Consider the following 20990-nt stretch of genomic DNA (forward strand, 5'->3'; position numbering starts at 1 on the left):
CCTCTTTCTGTGCCCTGCCCACAAGGTAATCCCATGCACTACGCACTGAACCTGCGCACCTTTATTTACAGCCATTATTTTTACCTGGGCTTGCGCGTGGCCATCGGCCTGGTCGGCCTGGCCTTGCTGGTCCAGGAAATCAGCGACAGCGCCACCGCCATGACGGTGTGCATCGGCGCCCTGTGCACGACCTTGATGGACATGCCCAGCCCCCTGCGCCACAAGTTCAACGAAATGCTGGCCTCCGTCCTGCTGTGCAGCGCCGTCACTTTGTTAATCAGCCTGTGCGGCCCCGTGCAGTGGCTGTTGATGACGGTGCTCGTGCTCGTCAGTTTCCTCGCCAGCATGATGGTCGTGTACGGCAAGAAATCCATGCCCTTGCAGCTGGCTGCCCTGTTCATCATGACCATGTCGATGGAGCACCAGATGACGTGGCAGCAATCGTTCCACCATGCGGGCCTGTTCATGCTCGGTGGCCTCATCTATCTGGCCTACGCCATGGCCATCGCCTGGGTCTTGCGCCACCGCATCAAGCAGCAAGTATTGGCCGAAGCCCTGTTCGAACTGGCTGCCTACATCGACATCAAGGCCGATTTCTACGACACGCGTTTTAACCTGACGGAACAGTTCAACAAGCTGGTGCGCCATCAAAGCATCCTGGCCGACCGCCAGCAAGCATCGCGTGATTTGATCTTGCGCAGCCACAAAAACAGCAAGGATGCTATCGTCGTGCAGGTGCATGTGTGCATGCTCGATTTATATGAACTGATCCTGTCCACGCACACGGATTACGCGCTGCTGCGCCAGCACCTGGCCGACTCCGACGTGCTCAAGTCCCTGCACGACCTGGCGTACAAGGCGGCGCGCGACATCGAAGCTGTGGCGTATGCCGTCACGCGCAAGCGCGCCTCATATGCGCAGATCAGCTACGACAAGGAATGGGCCGATATCGAAGAGGAAATTGCCCGCCTGCATGCACAAGGAGACAATGCGCAGGAAGCGCTGGCCACCCTGCGCGCGCAGCGCAACAAGATCCGCGCCATTCTGAAAATGATCGCGGAATTGCACCTGGCCAGCCAGAAAGTGTATGACAACGTGCCGTTCTGGAGCGGCGCGGACATGGCGCCGTTCCTGTCGCAGCAGAAATACGAACTGAAAACCCTGCTGTCGAATCTGCGCCTGGACTCGCCCGTGTTCCGCTTCGCCCTGCGCGTATCGATGGCCATCTCGGTGGGATTGCTGATCGGACACTGGCTGCCGTATGCGGCGCACAGCTACTGGATCGTCTTGACCATCGTCATCATCCTGCGCCCCACGTTCAGCATGACGCGCCAGCGCCGCGCCGACCGCATCATCGGCACCATCATCGGCTGCATCATCACGGCCATCGTGATCCGCTTCGTGCACAGCAATATCGTGCTGATGGCCATCCTGTTCCTCTCCATCGTGGCCACGCCCACCTTCATCTATTTGCGCTACCGCTACACGGCCATCGCCGTGAGTCTGATGATCTTGCTGCAAATGCACCTGGTGGCGCCCAGCAACCCGAACCTCGTCAGCGAACGCCTGATCGACACCCTGATCGGCGCGGCCGTGGCGACCGCCTTCAGCTTCGTGCTGGCCAACTGGGAATACCAGAGCCTGCCACGGCTGGTGCGCCAGGTGCTGAATGTGAATGTGAGTTATATGCAGGCCAGCTTCGCGCTGCTGCAGGGGAAATGTTTCGATGACTTCGCCTACCGTATCGAGCGCAAGCGCCTGATGGACAGCCTGGCCGCGCTCAGCTCGGCGCTGGTGCGCATGCTCGATGAACCGGCCAGCAAGCAGCGGGCCGTGGAAGACATCAACCTGTTCATCGTGCAAAATTACTTATTGGTCGCCCACGTGGCGGCGCTGCGCTCGATCCTGGGCCGCCATGCCAGCCAGCTGCCCGTCGCGCCCGTCAATGCCTTGCTCAGCCATAGCCATACGCAAGTGTGTTTGACCCTGTCGCGCGCACTGGAACAGCTCGACAACAAGGCCGCCATCAGCGCCCCGCTGGCCGCGCCTGCCGCGCCGCCCGTCAGCGACGTGGCCTGGTCGGGCTGGCCGCTGGTGCAGCGCCGCATCCGCTTGTTACAGGCAGATGCGGACAAGATCGTGATACATAGCGCGGCGATCGTGCATATTGTGGCCCCGCGCTAAGCCTGCGCAACTTACTTCAAATATTGTTCGAACCAGCCGACGGTGCGCTTCTGCAAGTCGCGCTGATGCTCGGGCTTGCGGAAGGAATGGCCTTCGCCGTCGTAGATGAATAGGCTGGACGGTACGCCCATGGCGCGCAAGCCGTGCCAGAATTCCAGCGACTGGGCTGCCGGCGTTTCCACGTCGCGCTCGCCCACATAGATCAGGGTCGGCGTCTTCGCTGCCTTGATCGATTCGATGGGCGAAGCCTTGCGGTAGACGGCCGGATTGTCATACGCGGAGGCGCCAAAGAACGGGATCATCCACTGGTTGATGCCGTTCTGGCCATAATAACTGATCCAGTTCGACACGCCGGCGCCGGCCACGGCCGCCTTGAAGCGGTCGCTGTGCGTGATGCCCCACATGGTCATGAAGCCGCCATACGAATGGCCGATCAGGCCCAGGCGGTCCCCGTCGATGGGCGCCACTTTTTGCGCGGCATCAATACCGGCCAGGATGTCGCGCCAGTCGCCGCCGCCGAAGTCGGCCATATTGGCGCGCGTAAAGGCCTGGCCCTGGCCAAAGCTGCCGCGCGGATTGGGCAGGAAGACGAAATAGCCCTTTTGCGTCAATTCGTGGATCAGCGTGCTCGCCGCGACGTAACGGGGCGAGGCGGCGGCGCCGGGCCCGCCATGCACGTTGACGACCATCGGGTAGCGCTTGCCTGCGTCCGCCTTCAACGGCCCCAGCAGCCAGCCTTGCACCTTGTATTGCTCGTTGTTCCAGCCCACGTTCTGCACCGTCAGTTGCGGCGCAAAGCCGTCGTTGTCGCGCGTAATCTTTTTCAGCTGGCCCACCGGTCCCGCCACCAGGTAGCTGGCGTGCGTGAAATCTTCCTGGGCGGCAGCGGCGTGACGACCATCGGCGCTGAACGACAGGCGGCCATCGCTGCCGCTGCTGCTGAGCTCACCGAGCAGCACAGGCCGGACCGGGCCGCTTTGCGCATCGACGGACACCAGCGCCAGCTGCGAGTCGATCAGGGCCGTTGCCAGCAAGCCGGCGCCGCGCCAGACGACGCCATTGAAGGTGCCGCGATAGTCTGGCGTGAGATTGCGCGGCGTGCCGCCGGCCAGCGGTACGGTATAGATATCGCCGCCGATGGAGCCGAAATCGCTCATCAGGCCGCCGATGAAGACCACCGTCTTGCCGTCCGGCGAGACCGATGGCAGGTTCAGCTGCATGGCCGGCGACGCGATCACGCGCAGGGCGCCCGTGGCCGCATCAATATGACTGAGCTTGGCGACCCACCAGTTGCTGTCGCCATTGCCTTGCGCGCTGGTGGCGACAAAGCCGCGGCCATCGGGCGTCCAGTTGTATTCATACACGTAGGTGTCGCTTGGCGACAGCAGACGCGGCTCGCCGCCGCTGACCGGCACGACGGCGATGCGCTGGGCATCGTCTTCGCTGCCCACTTCGCCCACCTGGCGCGCACCCGCTTCCACGGCACCGGCCAGCTTGCGCGCGCCCACCGTCGCGAGCAGGGCCAGCTGCTTGCCGTCCGGCGACCAGCGCGCCGTACTGGCCACACCTTTGATGCTCGTCAATATCTGGGCTTGCGCCTGTGTCATCATGGCCAGGTACAGTTGCGCCGTGCCCGCCTTGGCGTCGTAGCCGACAAAAGCCAGCTGCCTGCCGTCCGGCGACCAGCTGGGCTTGTCGTAGGAACACACGGCGCACGGATCGAATTGCTGCACGATGGCGCCGTTGGCGGCGTCGCGCACGACGATGACCGCGTGCGGACGCTGCGGCTGTTCGCCCGCCCTGCTCGATTCGATGGTGGCGATGCGCTGGCCATTCGCGGACAGGGCGACAGCACGGTAATCGCGCAAGGCCGGCTCGGTGGCAGGAGCGGCCTGTGCCAGGGTGCCCAGAAGGCTGCTTGCCAACAAGCCGCAAGCGGCCAAATCAGTTATTTTCATCATGTAAATTCCGGTTAGAAATAAAAAAAACCGCCGGCAAGTGCGGCGGTTTCGGATGGAACAGACTGCATTAGCGGGCCTTCTTGCCCAGGTGCGAATGCCGCATGCTGTACAGGAAATAAATGGCCACCGTCACCGCCATCCAGACACTGAACACGACAAACGTCGTATGCGGCAAATCGCGCATGATGTACAGGCAAGCGAGCACGCTGAGGCCAGGAATCACGTACGGCCCGAACGGCACGCTGAAGCCTTCGATGCGGTTCGCGCCCTGTTTGTGGCGCAGCACGGGCACGGCGATCGACACCACCATGAAGGCTGTCAGGGTGCCGATACTGACCATATCCCACAAGTACGTGGCATCGACGGAACCGGCCACCACGGCCACCACCAGGCAAACGATGATGGTATTGCTGACCGGCACCAGGGTGCGCGGGTGGATCTTCTGGAACGATTTCGGGATCAGGCCGTCGCGGCTGACGGCAAACAGGATGCGCGTCTGGCCGTAGATCGTCACCAGGGTCACGCTGAAGACAGAAATGACGGCGCCGGCCGACAGCACCAGTGCGGGCCAGGTCTTGCCCGTGACGTTTTGCAGGATCACCGCCAGGCCCGCTTCCTGGCCTTCGAACAATTTCGCCTGTTGCGCGCCGAGGGCCGCCACGGCCACCAGTAAATAAAACACGGTGACGATGAGCAAGGCGCCGAGGATGCCGCGCGGCACATTGCGTGTGGGATTTTTTACTTCGTCGCCCGCCGTCGCCACCGTATCGAGGCCGATGAAGGAGAAGAAGACGGTGCCGGCCGCCGCCGTGACGCCCGTCATGCCGGCAAAGCCCTTGCTATTGTCGGTATTAAAGAAGGGGAAGAAATTGTCGGCATTGAAGCCGGAAAACGCGATGACGATGAAAAACACGAGGATCGCCAACTTGATGATGACCATGATGGCGTTCATCAGGGCCGATTCCTTGGCGCCGCGCAGCAGCAGGAAGCCGCACATGCAGATCAAAAAGATGGGCGGCAGGTTGATGTGGCCGGCATGAAACTCCATGCCATGCGGACCGGAAACGATCATCGGCGTGCGCAGCATCTCGGGAATATGCCAGCCGAAGGCATTTTCCAGGAAGTTATTCAGGTAGGACGACCAGCCGATGGCCACGGCACTGCCCGCCAAGCCGTACTCGAGCAGCAGACAGGCGGCCATGATGAAGGCCAGGAACTCGCCCACGGTGGCGTAGGCAAACGAATACGAAGAGCCGGAGGCGGGAATGCGGAACGACAGCTCCGCATAGCACAGGGCCGTCAGGCCGGCCGTGATGGCGGCGATCAGGAAAGACAGGACGACCGATGGGCCCGCCTTGGGGACGGCTTCGACCATGGTAAAGAAAATGCCCGTGCCGATGGTGGCGCCGACGCCGATCATGGTGAGGGAAAACAGGCCGATGGACCGGCTCAAGCCGCTGCTGCTGAGGCCTTCACCATATTCGACCGTGGTATCGATCGGCTTGGTGCGGCAAAGTTTCTGGACCAGGGTTTGGCTCACTAGCATTCCTTTATGAGGCACACGTATTTTCGCATGACGGGTAAAAACAAATAGCGCTCCGGCCTTGAGTAACCCCCAATAAATTCTTGTGTTTTCTAGCTTCCATAAGTGGCACGCTGCTGCGTTACCCATCGCTAGCAGTGCTCGCACTGCGTCGCGCCGGGCGCCTTGCATCACATCCACTTCTGTTTGCTATAAATTCACAATAATTTCCTGGCGATTACTTACCTGGCAAAAAACCGGAAAGGTCGCGTCCATTTTCAAAACTAAGCGATTATAGGGCTTTCATCGGTTCAGCTAAACAGAACTTTGATGCAAGGAAACAACGCCAGGCGTACGCTGGCAAAGCCGCAGGAGTGCAGGCGAAGAAGAAATTGTTTCTATGAAAGAAAAAGCGCGCCGCTGCAGGGGCAGGGGCGCGCTTTTGATTCAGCTCAACTACGCTGGTTTACTTCTTGACGTGCGGCGCATCGGCCGCAGGCCAGCCCGCTTCGTAGCCTTGCGGCACGTCGTCGCGGCGGTCTTTCGGCGCCAGGCCCAGCGCGTAGTACAGTACCGTCAGCAGGATCAGCCAGGCCGGTCCCACCATCAGGGCGATGCGCGTATCGGGGAAATACGCCATCAGGCCGATTACCAGCGCCAGGAAAGCCAGCGAAATCCAGGAACCGTAGGGCGCGAACGGCATGCGGAAGGCCAGGTTCTTGATTTCCAGCGGCGTCAAGGTCTTGCGGAACTGGATCTGCGTGACGAGGATCACGCCCCAGGTCCAGACGGCGCCGAAGGTGGAAATCGAGGTAACCCAGATAAACACTTTTTCCGGCACCAGGTAGTTCAGCAACACGCCCAGCAGCAGGGCAAACACGGACACCAGGATGGCGCGGCGCGGCACGCCGCTGGTCGTGGTTTCCGCAAACGCCTTCGGCGCCTGACCTTGCAGCGCCAGGTTGTACAGCATGCGGCCCGTGCTGAAGATGCCGCCATTGCACGACGACAAGGCCGCCGTCAGCACGACGAAGTTGATGATGCCGGCTGCCGTCTTGATGCCCAGGCGTTCGAACGTCATGACGAACGGGCTGCCGGTGGTGCCGATTTCATTCCATGGGTAGATCGACAGGATGACGAACAATGCGCCGACATAGAAAATCAGGATGCGCCAGAACACGGAATTGATGGCGTCGGGAATCGATTTCTTCGGGTTCGCCGCTTCGCCGGCCGTCAGGCCGATCATTTCCACGCCCAGGTAGGCAAACATCACCATCTGCAGCGACATCAGCACGCCCTGCGCGCCGTTCGGGAAGAAGCCGCCATGCGTCCACAGATTCGAGATGCCGACGGCCACGCCGCCGTTACCCAAACCGAAGATGATCATGCCCGTGCCGCCGACGATCATCAGGATGATGGTGACCACCTTGATCAGGGCAAACCAGAATTCGAATTCGCCGTAGGCTTTCACGGCCAGCAGGTTGATGGCGCCCATGGAGCCGAGGGCCGCCAGGGCCCAGATCCAGCGCGGCACGTCGGGGAACCAGATGCCCATGTAGATGGCGACGGCGGTAATTTCCGCCACGCAGGTGACCAGCCACAGGAACCAGTAGTTCCAGCCCGTCAGATAGCCTTGCAGGGGTCCCAGGTAATCCTGGGCATAGCGGCTGAAGGAGCCGGCCACAGGGTTGTGCACGGCCATTTCGCCCAGCGCGCGCATGATCATGAAGATGACCGCGCCACCGATGATGTAGGACAGCATGATGCCGGGACCGGCCATCTTGATGGCATTGCCGGAACCCAAAAACAGGCCCACGCCAATCGCGGCGCCCAGCGCCATCAGGCGAATCTGCCGCTCGCCCAGGCCGCGGTGCAAGCCTTGTTCAGTCGTTTTCATTACGTGTCTCCGTTTTTTTCTTGAATACACCGATCCCTCCACCCCAATGGCGGTTCCGCTCTTGCTGGAAAGGAAGAAAAGGCGAGCCGGCGGCTGAGCGCCGGCATGCTCATGTGGTCAGGCTACTGCGTCAGGCCAGTTCGGCGATCAGCTCGATCTCGACGCAAGCGCCCAGCGGGATTTGCGCCACGCCGAAGGCGGAGCGGGCGTGCTTGCCGCTGTCGCCGAAGACTTCGACGAACAGTTCCGAGGCGCCATTGGTCACCAGGTGCTGTTCCGTGAATTCGGAGGTGGAATTGACCAGGCTCATGACCTTGACGATGCGCTTGACCTTGTTCAAGTCGCCGCCGCAGGCGTCTTGCAGGGTGGCGATCAGTTCGATGGCGATGCCGCGTGCAGCGATCTTGCCTTCTTCCGTGGTGACATCCTTGCCCAGTTGACCCACCCAGACCTTGCCATCCTTCTTGGCCAGGTGGCCGGACAGGAAGACGGTGTTGCCCGTGCGGGCATGCATCACGTAGGCGGCAGCTGGGGCGGCAACGACTGGCAATTCGATGTTGAGGGCTTTGAGTTTTTCGTAAAACGACATGCTATTTCTCCAAGAAAACAATATAAGCGAAACCAAAATTCATGCACGGCAGGGCACGGAGGATGACGCCCTGGCAGCGCGGTAGTGACCGACAACAGTGCCAGATTAAACGTCATCATATTGGTGAACCAGCAGTTTTAGTTCACAAATAGGCCCGGTTATTCAGTGGATTATACCGACAATCAAACAAAATTCAGCATCGGTTCATGAAGCATGCTCTACAGGCATCGAGCGTGACTTTTTTCATTAAATTATCACTTATGCAATGTCAAGCCCTCCGGGTCAAGGTTTATCGCCTGCAAAAATGCCTGATCGTGCGAAACCACAAGTAACGCCCCCGGATATTGCAGCAGCATCTGCTCCAGCGCCTGCAGGCTGGCCAGGTCCAGATGATTGTCGGGTTCATCTAACAGCAGCAATTGCGGCGGCGTCTGCGCATACAGTTCGGCCGCCAGCGCCACCTTCATGCGCTCGCCCCCGCTCAGCAAACGGCTGGGCATGGTGGCGCGCGCGCCGGCAATGCCCAGCAGCGCCAGCCGCGTGCGCAGCTCGCCTTCCGGCACAATGCTGTTGCGTTCCTGCAAGCGTTGCACGGCGCTCCACTCGCCGTCTTGCAGCCCAGCATGCTGGTCCAGCCACGCCACCTGCGCGTGGCAGCGCAGCGCGCCGCTGGCGGGCGCCAGCTGTCCGGCGATCACGCGCAGCAGGGTCGACTTGCCGCTGCCATTGTCTCCCGTCACGGCCAGGCGGCGCGGGCCACTCAGTACCAGGTTGATGGCGTGCGCCTGGCCATGCGGCAAGACTAATTCGCGCAGCTCCAGGATCAGTTTCCCGTTCGGCACGCCACTCTCGGGCGCCAGCAGCAGCCGTTCGGCCTCGGGCGCGCAGCGGGCGCTGGCGTCCATCACCCTTTGCTGGCGCGCCTGCTGCGCCTCTTGCGCGCGCACGCGCAGCTTGCCCTGGCTATCCTGGCTTTTCTCCTTTTTTGCATCAAGCAGCAGCTTGCTTTGGTTGCCTTCGCGGCCCTCGCGCTCGCCACGTCCGACACGGCGCTGCTGGCGCTCGGCCTGCTGCTGCGCTTCGCGCTGTTCGCGCCTGGCGCCGGCCTTTTCTGCCTGCAGGGCGACGGCGTAGCCGGCCTGCTCCAGCGCGCGCTGCTGTGCATACAGCGCGTAATTGCCGCCATAACTGCGCAAGCCCTGCGGCGACAACTCGACAATTTCATCGACGTGCTGCAGCAAGCCGCGGTCATGACTGATCAGCAGCAAGCCGCCGGGCCAGCGCGCCATCTGCGCCACCAGGCGGGCACGTTGATGGGCATCAAGATGGTTGCTCGGTTCATCGAGCACCAGCCAGTCCGCCTGCGACAGCCAGGCGCCTTGCAGGGCGATGCGCTGGCGCTCGCCACCGCTCAGGCCAGCCGTCGGCGTGTCGGCGTCGACATGGCGCAAATCGAGGGCGTCGAGCGCCTGGCGCAAGCGCGCGTGGGCATCCCAGCGGTCTCCCACCAGAGCGTAGTCGGCCTCGTCGATGCTGCCTTCGGCGATGCGCGCCAGCGCCGCCAGCAAGCTGGCCACGCCAGCGAGGGCCGCCACGGTGGGATAGCGCTGCGGATCGAGTTCCTGCGCCACGTAATGCACGGCGCCGTCACAGCGCACGGCGCCAGAAGACGGCTGCGCCCGGCACGCCAGCAGGCGCGCCAGCACGCTCTTGCCCACGCCGTTATCGCCGACGAGGCCGATACGTTGCGGAGCAAAGGAAAATTGCAAATCGGAAAACAGGGCACGGCCATCGGGCAGCACAAAGGAAAGACGGTCGAGTTGTAGTAATGCGGGCATGGATACTCCTTGTACGTGCAGACAGGGCTGGCGAACCCGCGCGGCGCAAAGGCACTGTGGCGGGAAGGGCGAGGCCGTGCACAGCACGGCAGTATCAATGGCGCATGTCGAAGCGTCCTGGAGAAATGGGGAAGAAGCGTCAGTGTAGCAGACGAGACACGTTAGCGCTGGCCCAGGGTCGTGTCGCCGAACAGGTGCTTGAATTCGCGCGGCTGCGAGCGCCAGTACTGCGGTGGCGCCGACACCTGCGCGCCCAGCAGGGCCGCCGCATGCCAGGGCCAGCGCGGGTCGAACAGGATGGCGCGCGCCAGCGCCACCATGTCGGACTGGCCGTTGGCGATGATGTCTTCCGCCTGCTGCGCTTCCGTGATCAAGCCCACGCTGATGGTGGGCAAGCCGCTGTCGCGCTTGATGCGCTCGGCAAACGCCACCTGGTAGCTGGGACTCACGGGAATTTGCTGCTGCGGCGAAATGCCGCCGCTGGAGACGTGGATGAAGTCGGCGCCCAGTTGCTTGAGTTCCTGCGCGAAGCGCACGCTTTGCTCGATTTCCCAACCGCCCTCGACCCAGTCGGTGGCGGAAAGGCGCACGCCCACGGCCACGCTGTCGGGCACGGCGGCGCGCACGGCTTCATACACTTCCAGCGGAAAGCGCATGCGGTTTTCCAGGCTGCCGCCATACGCATCGGTGCGGTGGTTGGAGAGGGGCGAGAGGAACTGGTGCAGCAGATAACCGTGCGCCGCATGCAGTTCGATGCCTTCAATGCCGAGCGCATGCACGCGCTGGGCGGCCGCGACAAACGCGCCCTTGATCTGCAACAAACCCATCTCGTCGAGGGCGATCGGCACGGTTTCTCCGGGAGAGTGGGCGATGGCGGACGGCGCCACCGTTTGCCAGCCGCCCTCGGCCAGGTGCACGCAGGCGCCGCCCTGCCAGGGCGCGCGGCTCGACGCCTTGCGTCCCGCGTGGCCCAGTTGCACCACCAGCGGAATCGGCGCGTGGCGGCGGATCGCCTGCACCACGTTGGCCAGCGCCGCCTGGTTCGCGTCCGACCACAGGCCCAGGTCTTCGGCTGAGATGCGTCCCTCGGGCGAGACGGCCGTCGCTTCCGTCATCAGCAAGCCCGCCCCGGACAAGGCCAGGTGGCCCAGGTGGATCATGTGCCAGTCGGTGGCGTTGCCGTTGTCGGCCGAGTACTGGCACATGGGCGCGATGGCGATACGGTTGGCCACGAGCAGCGGCCCCAGTGCATATGGCGTGAATAACTGGCTCATGGCGGACTCCGGAAAGGGGAATGCACCGATTCTACTGCGCTTTGGCGATCTGAGCCTTACACCTGCTTACGTTTGATACAGCGCACCGTCTAGCCTTGCGGCGAGGAGACCGTTAATCTGGACACATCAATAACACCCGCAGTGCCACACCAGGAGAACACATGAACACGACGACTACCGCCAGCCGCATCCACCCCTTGATGGCCGGCGCCGCCATTTCCGTGACGGTCCTGTGCCTGGTGGGCGCAGCGTCCATCGCCGGCATCCTGCCCAATTCGCGGGCGAATGTGCCTGCCACGCCAGCCATCCCTGCCGACGTGGCCGCCATGACGCCGGCCGGCGCCGCTGCCCTGGCAGCGCCCGCGACTGCTCCCGTGACTGCACCGGTAGCCGCGCCTGTCGTCGCGCAAGCCGCCCCGGCACCAGCCCCGGCACCCGTCGTGCACAAGCGCGTCGTGCACCACACGCAAGTGGCACAGGCACGGCCTGCCTACAATGACGATGGCTACCGCGACACGGCCTACCGCGAACCCGTACGCCAGCCGCAGCCAGTGCCTGCACCGGCGCCGGCACAACCGAACTACGTGGGCATCGGCACGGGCGCCGTCATCGGCGGCTTGATCGGCAATCAGGTCGGTGGCGGCCGCGGCAAGGCGCTGGCGACGGTGGCCGGCGTCATCGGCGGCGGCATGCTGGGCAATGCAGTGCAGAACCAGGTCCAACAGCAGCCACAGCGTTAATCGTACGGTCCCAGATAATCGAGCTTGCCCACGGCCACGCCATTGTTTCTCAAAATGGCGTGGACCATGGAAACGTGAAAATAGAAATTCGGCAAGGCAAAGCTGAGCAGGTAATTGTCGCCCGAGAATTTTGTCCCCTCGTCGGTCCAGTTCAGCACGACTTCCTTCTGCGCACTGCCCGCCATCTGGCCCGCATTCACGCTGTCGATGTAGGCGATGGTGCTGGCGATGCGTTCCTGCAATTGCTCGAACGACGCTTCGTTATCCTCAAACTTCGGCGCCGGCACGCCGCTCAGGCGCTCGACCGACATCTTCGACGTATCGCTGGCGCGCTGCACCTGTGCCGTCAAGTCCAGCATGTCGGGCGCCAGCTGCGCGCCCAGTAAAATCTCGGGCACGATGCCATCTTCCTCCACATGGGCTTGCGCTTTTTCCAGCAGGGCCGAGACGACCCGCAAGCCGCGGATGAAGACGGGAATGGTTGCCTGATACATGGACACGGACATGGCGGACTCCTGATAGTGATCGATGAGCCAGTGTACCCGAGGCGCCGTCTTCCGGCAGCGCGCACCATGCCACTCCTGTGCGCCAGCGCACCGAGCGGCCCAGTTGCTATTACTTGTCCAGGTTCACCTTGCCATCCGGCGCATGGCCGGGCTGTTCCGCCGCTTCAGGCTGCGGTGCGGGCTGCGGCTGCAGCGCCTGTTTATCCTTGCGCTTGCCGCCGAAAAACTTGACGATGGCCGCACCGCCGCCCACCACGGCCAGGATCAGCACTTTCTTGAAGGCCAGCAACAGCGCCAGCAGTTTGCCAAACAGGCCCAGCTTGCTGGCCACGCCGCCCGCCACCAGCGCCGCCAGGCCGTATTCGGCCACCTTGTCCGTCTTGCTGTCGAAATCCGTGTAGCGGTTACCCTCGGTAAATTCCGTGAACGCCGTCACTTGCTGCATCTCTTTCTTGATCGCCTCGATCTGCTGCATGCTGGCGATCGCGTTCAGGTTCAGCACGCCTTCGCGGCCCAGCACGCGCACGTTGTAGTTCAGCGAGTGCTCGCCGCCATCGACCATCAAGTCCTTGGCCCAGTACAGCTTGTGCGTATCCTTGGCATAGCTGGGTTTTTCCGCCCAGCCCATCAAATGGATGCCGGGATAGCCCTGTTTCTTGCGCTCCGCATTGTTTTCCAGCACGGACGCCTGCATATCCTTGAGCAATTCGTCGTACTTGATGCTGTCCGCATCGTCATCCTTGATATGCCCTTCCTTTTCATACGTGACGATGACGCCCCAGCTATCGCGTTCGAGCACGCTGGTCTTGGCGGGCACGATCATGCCCAGCGATTCCATGCCCGGCGGGTTACCCCAGGCATCGACCAGCACGCGTTCGGCGTCCGCCGGCGACAAATATCGGAAGTTGGCGGGCAAATCCAGGGTGGCGATGCCGCCCGGCAAAGTGATCTTGCCGCGCTGCAGGTGCAACTGGGCGAGGAATTGCTCGGCCGTCATTTCCGGCGCGGCTGCCTTCTCTTCGGCAGGGGCGGCAGCCGTCAGGCCGGAGAGGGTCAGGCACAGCAGTGCTGTCAGCAGGCGTTTCAACATGATCGATCCAAGAATTTACAAAAGGGCAAATATTTTAAACCAAGTGATTGCTTAATGGATAATTATTTCTGTGTGGCATCTTTTTTGCAAAAAAGCGCCAGGCGGGTTTCCCCGGCTGGCGCCTGATGCTATGCATGACTGAAAGATCAGGAAGTACGCACCACCATCAAGCCGGCGCGCAAGCCCACGCGCACGTCCGGGTTCGGAAACACCACGAGCTCTTCCGCATGCTGCACCGTGTAGACGTGGTCGCCATCGCTGGCGATCACGGCGTGCTGCGGCAGGGACGTGAAATTCTGCGTGCTGCGATCAAACGCCATGCGGAATTCATCGCTGTGCTTGATGATTTCCTGCGCCACCTTGAACACGTGCGGTTGCGCCTTGACGGGCTGCGCAGGCAAGCCGCGCAGCAAGCCATCGAGCGCCCGCGACACGTCGTCGAACAGGGACAAATCGTTCTGTCCCAGGGTCCCCACGCGGCCCAGCTCCACCGTGCTGGCGGCCGCGCCGAAATGCTCGGCCGAGTAATAGCTGTAGGTGCCGGCCGACTGCGGGTTCATGATGATGGCGCCGATGGCCGCCTGGCCCAGCCAGTCGATCAGCTGTGCCTTGGCGTCGTCGGCCACCAGGTCGGGCACGATGGCAAACGTGGGGTACACGGAAGGCCGGATGGCCGTGTGCAAGTCCAGGTGCCAGCGCACGGGGCCCGCCGCTTCAAAGAACGCTTTTGTCGCAGCGATCATTTCATCGGCACGCGCGCTTTCCGCCGCTTGCGCCAAACTCCCCCGCACGGGACGGAACATGCGATTCAGGTCGGCGTCGATGAAACGCTTGCCGGCCCGGATCGCATCGACATTGCCCACGCAAACGAGCAGGTCGACGGCCAGCTTCGACGCATCGCGCGACAGGGCGTCGAGCAGATGCGCCAGCACTTCGATCGGCCCCGTCTCGTCGCCATGCACGCCCACCGAGACGGCCACGCTGGCGCGTCCCGCATCGGCCTGCGGCTTGACGACTTGCAGCATGCCGGGCGCCGGCAAGGCCACCGTGAAACCGGCGTTGGCAAACAGCTGCGCCACGCCGCTGAAATCGGCCTGCGCCAGCGCCTGCACGGCTGGCGGCAAGCCGCCAGCGCCCGGTACTACCTGGGTTACTGCCTGCGTCATTACACCGCCGCTTCCGCTGTGGGTTTCGCCGTGATTTTATTCACGGCTTCCGACAAGGTCCACACGTCCAGCATGGCTTGCTCCAGTTCCGTCGCCGCTACATAGGCCGACAGGCCCAGCGCGCCCGTCACGGCATCGACGGCCTGACCTGCATTGCCTTGCTCGGCGCGCGCCAGCACCTGCGTCAGCAGACGCTGTTGCGTGCGGCGCAGGGCTTGCTGCGCGTAGTTGCGCAACTGCTCCTGCGACTTGCCTTGCGCGGCCAGCTTCAAGCCACGCTCCAGGGTGCCGATGCCCGCCTGGCTGCGCAGGGCCAGGCCCACTTGCAGGAAGGCCGCCAGGTCCATCGAAGCAGGACGCGGCACGGACAGGGCCGGGAACAGGAAGCCGGCGACGACTTCCAGCGCATCGACCGCATCCCACGCCTGCACGAAGGCTGGCGTCAGGCCGGCTACCTGCGCCGCTTCCGACTTGATGCCGACGGCTTTCAGCAGGTCGCGCTTCGATTCCGCGCCGAACAGGCCAGTCAATTCGGCCAGGCCGGCGCCGCGCAACTGTTCGGCAGGCACCGACAGCACGCCGGCGATCATCGTTTGCTGCAGCACGCGCGTTTGCGCATCGACCTTGATCGACACGTCGCGTGGGATCGTCAGCGCGTCCGCATCGAGCGCGTCGAACACGGGCGCCAGGTTCAGCGCCACCCATGCCTGGCCCCAGGCCAGGATCACGGTCGATTCGTCCACGCCGTGTTCCGCCGCCAGGTTGCGGATCATCAGCGGACCGCAGCGGTTGATCACTTCATTGGCCAGCACGGTCGCCAGGATGGCGTTGGCCAGCGGGTGGTCGAGCGCCGAACGGGTTTCCACCAGCAACGACGGGAAGTACGGTTTCAGCACCGGTTCGGCCCACGTTTCGTCCGTCAGCGGCAAGGCGGACAGAATGCGCTTGAAGCGGTTCTTCACGTTAGCGATCACCACCGCCAGTTCCGGCGTGGTAAGACCGCGGCCATCGCTCTTCCTGCGTGCCAGTTCGGCCACCGACGGCAGTTGCTCCAGTTCGCGCGACAGGGCGCCCTCTTCTTCCAGGCTGGCGATCAGCGCGGCATAGCCGTCCTGCACGGCGCTTTCGCTTTGCGCCTGCAATTCGCGCACCAGCAAATGCGTCTGCTGCGTATTGTCGCGCAAGACCAGGCGCTCGACGTCGTCCGTCATCGCATACAGCTCGCGATTGCGGTCGGCTTCCGTCAGCTTGCCCGCATTGACTTCCACGTCCAGCCAGATTTTCACGTTGACTTCATGGTCCGAGCAATCCACGCCGGCCGAGTTGTCGATCGCATCGGTGAAGATGCGTCCGCCCGTCAGTGCAAACTCGATACGGCCGGCCTGGGTCGCCCCCAGGTTGCCGCCTTCGGCCACGACTTTTACGCGCAGCTCATTGCCGCTGACGCGGATATGGTCATTCGCGCGGTCCTTCACCTGTGCGTGCGTCTCGGTGGACGCCTTGATGTAGGTACCGATGCCGCCGTTGTAGAACAGGTCCACGGGCGACTTCAGGATGCGGTGCATCAGTTCTTCCGGCGGCAGCGAGGTTTCGGCGATATCGAGTGCGGCGCGGATTTGCGGCGACAGTTCGATCGTGCGGGCGGAGCGCGGATACACGCCGCCGCCTGCCGAAATCAAGTCCTTGTTGTAATCGTCCCACGAGGAACGCGGCAAGGCGAACAGGCGCGCGCGCTCATCGAACGAGACGGCGACGTCCGGTGTCGGGTCGAGGAAGATGTGACGGTGGTCGAACGCGGCCACCAGTTTCAGCTGGCGCGACAGCAGCACGCCATTGCCGAACACGTCGCCCGACATGTCGCCCACGCCGACCATGGTGATCGGGGTGGTACTGAGGTCGTGGTCCATTTCATAGAAGTGGCGCTTCACGGCTTCGAATGCGCCCTTGGCCGTGATGCCCAGCTTCTTGTGGTCGTAGCCGTTCGAGCCGCCCGAGGCAAACGCGTCACCGAGCCAGAAGCCGCGCTGCACGGCGATGCCGTTGGCGATGTCCGAGAACGTGGCCGTGCCCTTGTCGGCGGCCACCACCAGGTATGGATCGGCGTCGTCGAAGCACACGGTGTCGACTGGCGGGACGATATTGCCCAGCGAGCGGTTGTCCGTCACTTCCAGCAGGCTGGAAATGAACAGGCGGTAGACGGCTTCGCCTTCGGCCGCGATGGTTTCACGCACGGCGTCCTTCGGCATCATCTTGCAGACAAAACCGCCCTTCGCACCGGCCGGCACGATGACGGCGTTTTTGACCATCTGGGCCTTGACGAGGCCCAGCACCTCGGTGCGGTAGTCTTCCATGCGGTCGGACCAGCGCAAGCCGCCACGGGCGACAGGGCCGCCGCGCAGGTGCACGCCTTCAAAGCGGCGCGAGAAGACGAAAATCTCGCGGTAAGGACGCGGTTCCGGCACCAGCGCCAGGCTGCTGGTGTCGAACTTGAAGATGATCTTGTCGCCGGCTTGATTGTTCTGAAAATAGCTGGTGCGCAGGGTGGCAGCCATCAGGTCGGCCAGCGCGCCGAGGATTTCCTCGGTGTCCGCATGGTTCACGGAAGGCAGGCTGGCCTTGATGGCGGCGATGGCCTCCAGAGCCGCCGCGTGCTGCGCGTCGGACAGCGCCGGATCGAAACGCTGCAGGAAAGCGTCGACAAGGGCTTTGACCTGGGCCGGCTGCTTGCGCAGGCTTTCGGCAATGTAGCGCACCGAGAAGCGGCTGCCCGTCTGGCGCCAGTAGCTGGTGTAGGCGCGCACCAGTTGCACTTCACGCGTCGACAAGCCCCCTTCGATGACCAGGCCATTCAGGCGGCCATCTTCGGCCGTGTCGTTGAACAGGGAAGCAAACAATTCCTGCGCCACGGCGACGACGGATGGCTGTGCCAGTTTCGCCGCGCTGGCGGCATCGACCGTCAGGCTGGTGACGAAATAGCGCGTGCCGTCGGACAGCGAAACCGAATACGCCTGTTCGCGATCGATGGCCACGCCCGCGTTGTGCAGGGCCGGCAGGATGGTCGACAGCGGCGGTACCTTGTTGGCCGAGTACAAACGGATGGTGGTAACGGTGCCCGTCTCGATGCGCACGGCCACGTGCGCCGGGTCGGTATTGCGCAGAATGGTGTCGAGGTCGCGGAAGGCGATGGCCGGCGCGGTGGCGGCCACGTAATCGAGCGGCAAGGTAGCGCAGAGTTTACGCAGGCTGGTGCGCAGGGCCACGTCGGGCACGGCGTCGGCCACGGCGGCAAAGCCGTTATGCCAGCCATCAAGCACGCCCAGCAACGGCTGTTCGATATCCGTTTCCAGGTCCAGCGGGTAGCGGGCGGCGTGGGCGATCAGGTAGACGCGCGCCAGGGGGCCGTCGGCCACCAGGGTCTGCGTGCTCACATGCGTGGCGCCGGAACTGGCTTGCAGGGCTTTCGCCAGGCTCGATGCGACGCTGGCGCTGTAGCGCTCGCGCGGCAGGTAGACCAGCACGTTCAGGTGGCGCGCATACACGTCGCGGCGCGCGAAGACCTTGGTGCGCGGCTGCTTGTACAGCGAAACGACGGAACCGCACACTTGCGCCAGCCAGTCGAGATCCGCTTCCAGCGCTTCCGTGCGCGGCAGGGATTCGAGGATTTCGCGGAATTTCTCGGCACGGAAGCCTTGCTGGCGCACGCCGGCCAAGCTCAGTACCTTGGCCACACGGCCGCGCGCAAATGGCAGCGCCGCCAGCGGAGTGGAGTTGCCGGCGCGGGTAAACAAGCCGACGAAGCAATGCTCGCCCAGGATCGCACCTTGCGCATCCATGTCGCGCACGCCGATGAAGTCCAGCTGCTGGTCGCGGTGCAAAGTACCCGCCACGTCGGCCTTGACGATGGACAGCGCCGAGTCGCGCTTGGCCAGGGTGTCGAAATCGCCCGGGATATTTGCCAGGCAGGTGCCGTACACGGGGTGCGCCGTATCCTGCAGCACGCCGATGCGGCTAGGAATGTCGCGTTCGAGTTCGCGCACGCCCGGCTTGACGCGGTAATAGGCGTAGCCAAACACTTCAAAGCCGCCGCTGCGGGCCCATTCCAGGAAGGCGGCCACTTCCGCGCCTTCTTCGCCATGCTGCGATGCGGCCGTGGCGACGGTGGCCAAGCGCTCGCTCATGGCGGCGGCATCGCGGCGCACAACGGCAGCGTCACGCGCGACCGTTTCCAGGGCGGCGACCAGCGCGGCCAGGGCTTCCGGCGCCAGCTCTTCGTCGAGCAGCACCAGCACATACGATTCGAGCGGATCGCCAGGCTGGCGCACCGCTTCGACGCTGCCGTCAGCGGCGCGGCGCACGGGCAGCACGGTATTCATCACGCCGCGCACGGCCAGGTGCTGGCGGCGCATGGCCATGACGATGGAATCGACCAGGTAAGGCATGTCTTCGTTCAGGATCAGCAAGGCGCTCGCCATGGCGCCACGGCCATCCGCATAGCGCAGGGTGGCGATTTGGCAGCCGCTGCCGGTGCGCTTGGCCGCTTGCGTGAAGCCGTCGACCAGCACGGGTGCCAGGCTGCCGGGCGCGATGTCGGCCAGGTCTTCGGCGTCGAGCGAGTCGAGCCATGCCTGCACCAGCTGCACGACAGGCGCTGCCGCCTTGCCCGCATTGCCAGCCGCGTTAATCAGCTCCAGCGTTTGTGTACGCAAATCTTGTGGCGTGTGATTCATCTTGCATCTCCATTACGGTAATGTGAATGTCCAACGCTGTCGTTCGGGCTTGTGGCTGGGCGGCAGCGGTGTCAAGAGACGGGGGTCGCCCGTCCAATTCTGTATTGCGGATAGTCTGTCTCGGATTTTTTCTGTGTGTTTTTCTATCGCCTACAAGTCGTACAATCCAGGTAAATTGAGGATGATCGTCAATTCTTCAAGCGCCGCATACACTTCCAGCGCCAGCTGCGGGTCGGCCAGGTCGCCCGGTTCCAGATGGTCGCGGTAGTGTTTTTCCACCCACTGCACCAGCCGATGGTACAGCGTTTCCGTCATGATCACGCCCTGGTGCATGGCGCGCGCCTCGGTTTCCGTCAGGGCCACACGCAAACGCAGGCAGGCGGGCCCGCCGCCGTTGCGCATGCTCTGGCGCAGGTCGAAATGAATCAGCTCATCGATGGGGCCACCGCCAGCCACCAGGCCTTCCAGGTAGCGCGACACGGCGCGGTTTTCCTGGCATTCCTGCGGGATCACCAGCGCCATCTTGCCGCCCTCTTTCGTCAGCAGCTGGCTGTTGAACAGATAGCTGGTCACCGCATCCTGGATCGGCACCTGGCCCGTGTCCACGCGCAAGGCTTGCAGTTCCGTCCCGGTGGCGGCGACGGCGCGGCGCAGCTGCGACAGGCTTTCCCCTTCATCAGCAAACGCCTGCTCGTGATAGAACAGCACGTTGCCATTGCCGACGGCGATGACGTCGTTATGGAACACGCCCTGGTCGATCACTTCCGGGTTCTGCTGCACGTACACGGTGCGCTTCGCATCCAGGCCGTGCAGGCGCGCCACGGCTTGCGACGCTTCCAGGGTCTGGCGCGCCGGGTAGCGCTTCGGCGACGGCGCGGAAGGATCGAACTCCACGCGACCATACACGAACAATTCAACGGACGGCGCGCCGTGGCTGGCGCCCAAACGCGTGTGGTTGGCCGCGCCCTCGTCGCCAAAGGCGGGCGTCGACGGCAGCGCCTCGTGCACGGCGAAGTGCTGGTCATCGCTGAAAATGGCGCGCAGGCTGCGCGCCGACTGCGCGTGCTCGAAGGCGCGGTGCAGCTTGTTATTCAGGTTGGCGGCCGTGAAATGCACGCGACCGTCCTGCGTATCGGCCGACGGGCTGACCGTGGCGGCATTCGCCGTCCACATGGGCGAGGCGGAATAGGCGCAGGCCAGGACGACGGGCGACTCCTTGTAGGCGCGCGCCAGCACCTCGGCGTCCGTGCCCGTGAAACCGATGGAGCGCAGCAGGCGGAAATTCGGCCGGTCCTGCGGCGGCAGCAAGGCTTGCGCAAAACCACGCGCGGCCAGCGCGCGCATCTTGGCCAGGCCCTGCAAGGCGGCCTGCTTCGGATTCGAAGCGCTTCTCACATTGCTGAACGAGGCCACGTTGCCGAACGACAGTCCGGCATAGTTATGCGATGGCCCGACCAGGCCGTCAAAATTGTATTCGCGCGTGCTGTGCATGAGGA

At 63.3% G+C, this 20990-nt stretch carries 13 protein-coding genes; 2 read left to right on the forward strand and 11 right to left on the reverse strand.

All coding sequences use genetic code 11. The annotated features are described in order from the left end of the window. Positions 1-33 precede the first annotated feature (33 nt). Positions 34-2184, forward strand: a complete 2151-nt coding sequence (locus BZG29_RS27135; RefSeq protein WP_077408822.1) for an FUSC family membrane protein — start codon at positions 34-36, stop codon at positions 2182-2184. Between the two features lie 11 nt (positions 2185-2195). Here BZG29_RS27135 and BZG29_RS27140 read toward each other — a convergent pair whose 3' ends face one another. From BZG29_RS27140 to BZG29_RS27165, 6 genes are all read right to left on the reverse strand, one after another. Then, positions 2196-4145 (reverse strand): S9 family peptidase, encoded by a 1950-nt coding sequence (locus BZG29_RS27140; protein ID WP_253192725.1) that lies wholly within the window; start codon positions 4143-4145, stop codon positions 2196-2198. Positions 4146-4212: 67 nt separating this feature from the next. Continuing rightward, positions 4213-5685 (reverse strand): amino acid permease, encoded by a 1473-nt coding sequence (locus BZG29_RS27145; protein ID WP_077408823.1) that lies wholly within the window; start codon positions 5683-5685, stop codon positions 4213-4215. A gap of 448 nt (positions 5686-6133) precedes the next feature. Beyond that, the gene (locus BZG29_RS27150; RefSeq protein WP_077408824.1) at positions 6134-7564 is read right to left on the reverse strand and encodes an amino acid permease; all 1431 of its coding nucleotides are present in this window, start codon (positions 7562-7564) and stop codon (positions 6134-6136) included. 130 nt (positions 7565-7694) lie between these two features. Beyond that, positions 7695-8153, reverse strand: a complete 459-nt coding sequence (locus BZG29_RS27155) for a RidA family protein (protein ID WP_034745569.1) — start codon at positions 8151-8153, stop codon at positions 7695-7697. 254 nt (positions 8154-8407) lie between these two features. Next, the gene (locus tag BZG29_RS27160; protein ID WP_077408825.1) at positions 8408-9991 is read right to left on the reverse strand and encodes an ATP-binding cassette domain-containing protein; all 1584 of its coding nucleotides are present in this window, start codon (positions 9989-9991) and stop codon (positions 8408-8410) included. Positions 9992-10152: 161 nt separating this feature from the next. After that, positions 10153-11265, reverse strand: a complete 1113-nt coding sequence (locus tag BZG29_RS27165) for an NADH:flavin oxidoreductase/NADH oxidase (RefSeq protein ID WP_077408826.1) — start codon at positions 11263-11265, stop codon at positions 10153-10155. Positions 11266-11426: 161 nt separating this feature from the next. Between BZG29_RS27165 and BZG29_RS27170 the strand changes: the two genes are divergently transcribed. Next, the gene (locus BZG29_RS27170; protein WP_077408827.1) at positions 11427-12005 is read left to right on the forward strand and encodes a glycine zipper 2TM domain-containing protein; all 579 of its coding nucleotides are present in this window, start codon (positions 11427-11429) and stop codon (positions 12003-12005) included. Here BZG29_RS27170 and BZG29_RS27175 read toward each other — a convergent pair. The 5 genes from BZG29_RS27175 to astB all read right to left on the reverse strand — a co-directional run bounded on the left by BZG29_RS27175 (position 12002) and on the right by astB (position 20985). After that, a complete protein-coding gene (locus BZG29_RS27175) occupies positions 12002-12511 on the reverse strand; it encodes a DUF1993 family protein (RefSeq protein WP_171985115.1) in 510 nt (169 codons plus the stop codon). The two genes, BZG29_RS27170 and BZG29_RS27175, sit on opposite strands and share 4 nt — an antisense overlap. A 109-nt stretch (positions 12512-12620) precedes the next feature. Then, positions 12621-13601 (reverse strand): DUF2167 domain-containing protein, encoded by a 981-nt coding sequence (locus BZG29_RS27180; RefSeq protein ID WP_077408828.1) that lies wholly within the window; start codon positions 13599-13601, stop codon positions 12621-12623. Between the two features lie 146 nt (positions 13602-13747). After that, positions 13748-14767, reverse strand: coding sequence for a succinylglutamate desuccinylase (locus tag BZG29_RS27185; RefSeq protein WP_077408829.1), 1020 nt, complete (start codon positions 14765-14767; stop codon positions 13748-13750). Next, entirely contained in the window at positions 14767-19494 is a 4728-nt protein-coding gene (locus BZG29_RS27190) for an NAD-glutamate dehydrogenase domain-containing protein (RefSeq protein WP_077408830.1), read from the reverse strand. Before BZG29_RS27190 ends, BZG29_RS27185 begins: the two co-directional genes overlap by 1 nt. Before the next feature lie 150 nt (positions 19495-19644). Further along, positions 19645-20985: an N-succinylarginine dihydrolase gene (gene astB / locus BZG29_RS27195; RefSeq protein ID WP_171985116.1), complete on the reverse strand. Its 1341-nt coding sequence runs from the start codon at positions 20983-20985 to the stop codon at positions 19645-19647. Between the last annotated feature and the right edge of the window lie 5 nt (positions 20986-20990).

This window comes from Janthinobacterium sp. LM6, from assembly GCF_002002885.1.
Classification (GTDB): Bacteria; Pseudomonadota; Gammaproteobacteria; order Burkholderiales; family Burkholderiaceae_D; genus Janthinobacterium; species Janthinobacterium kumbetense.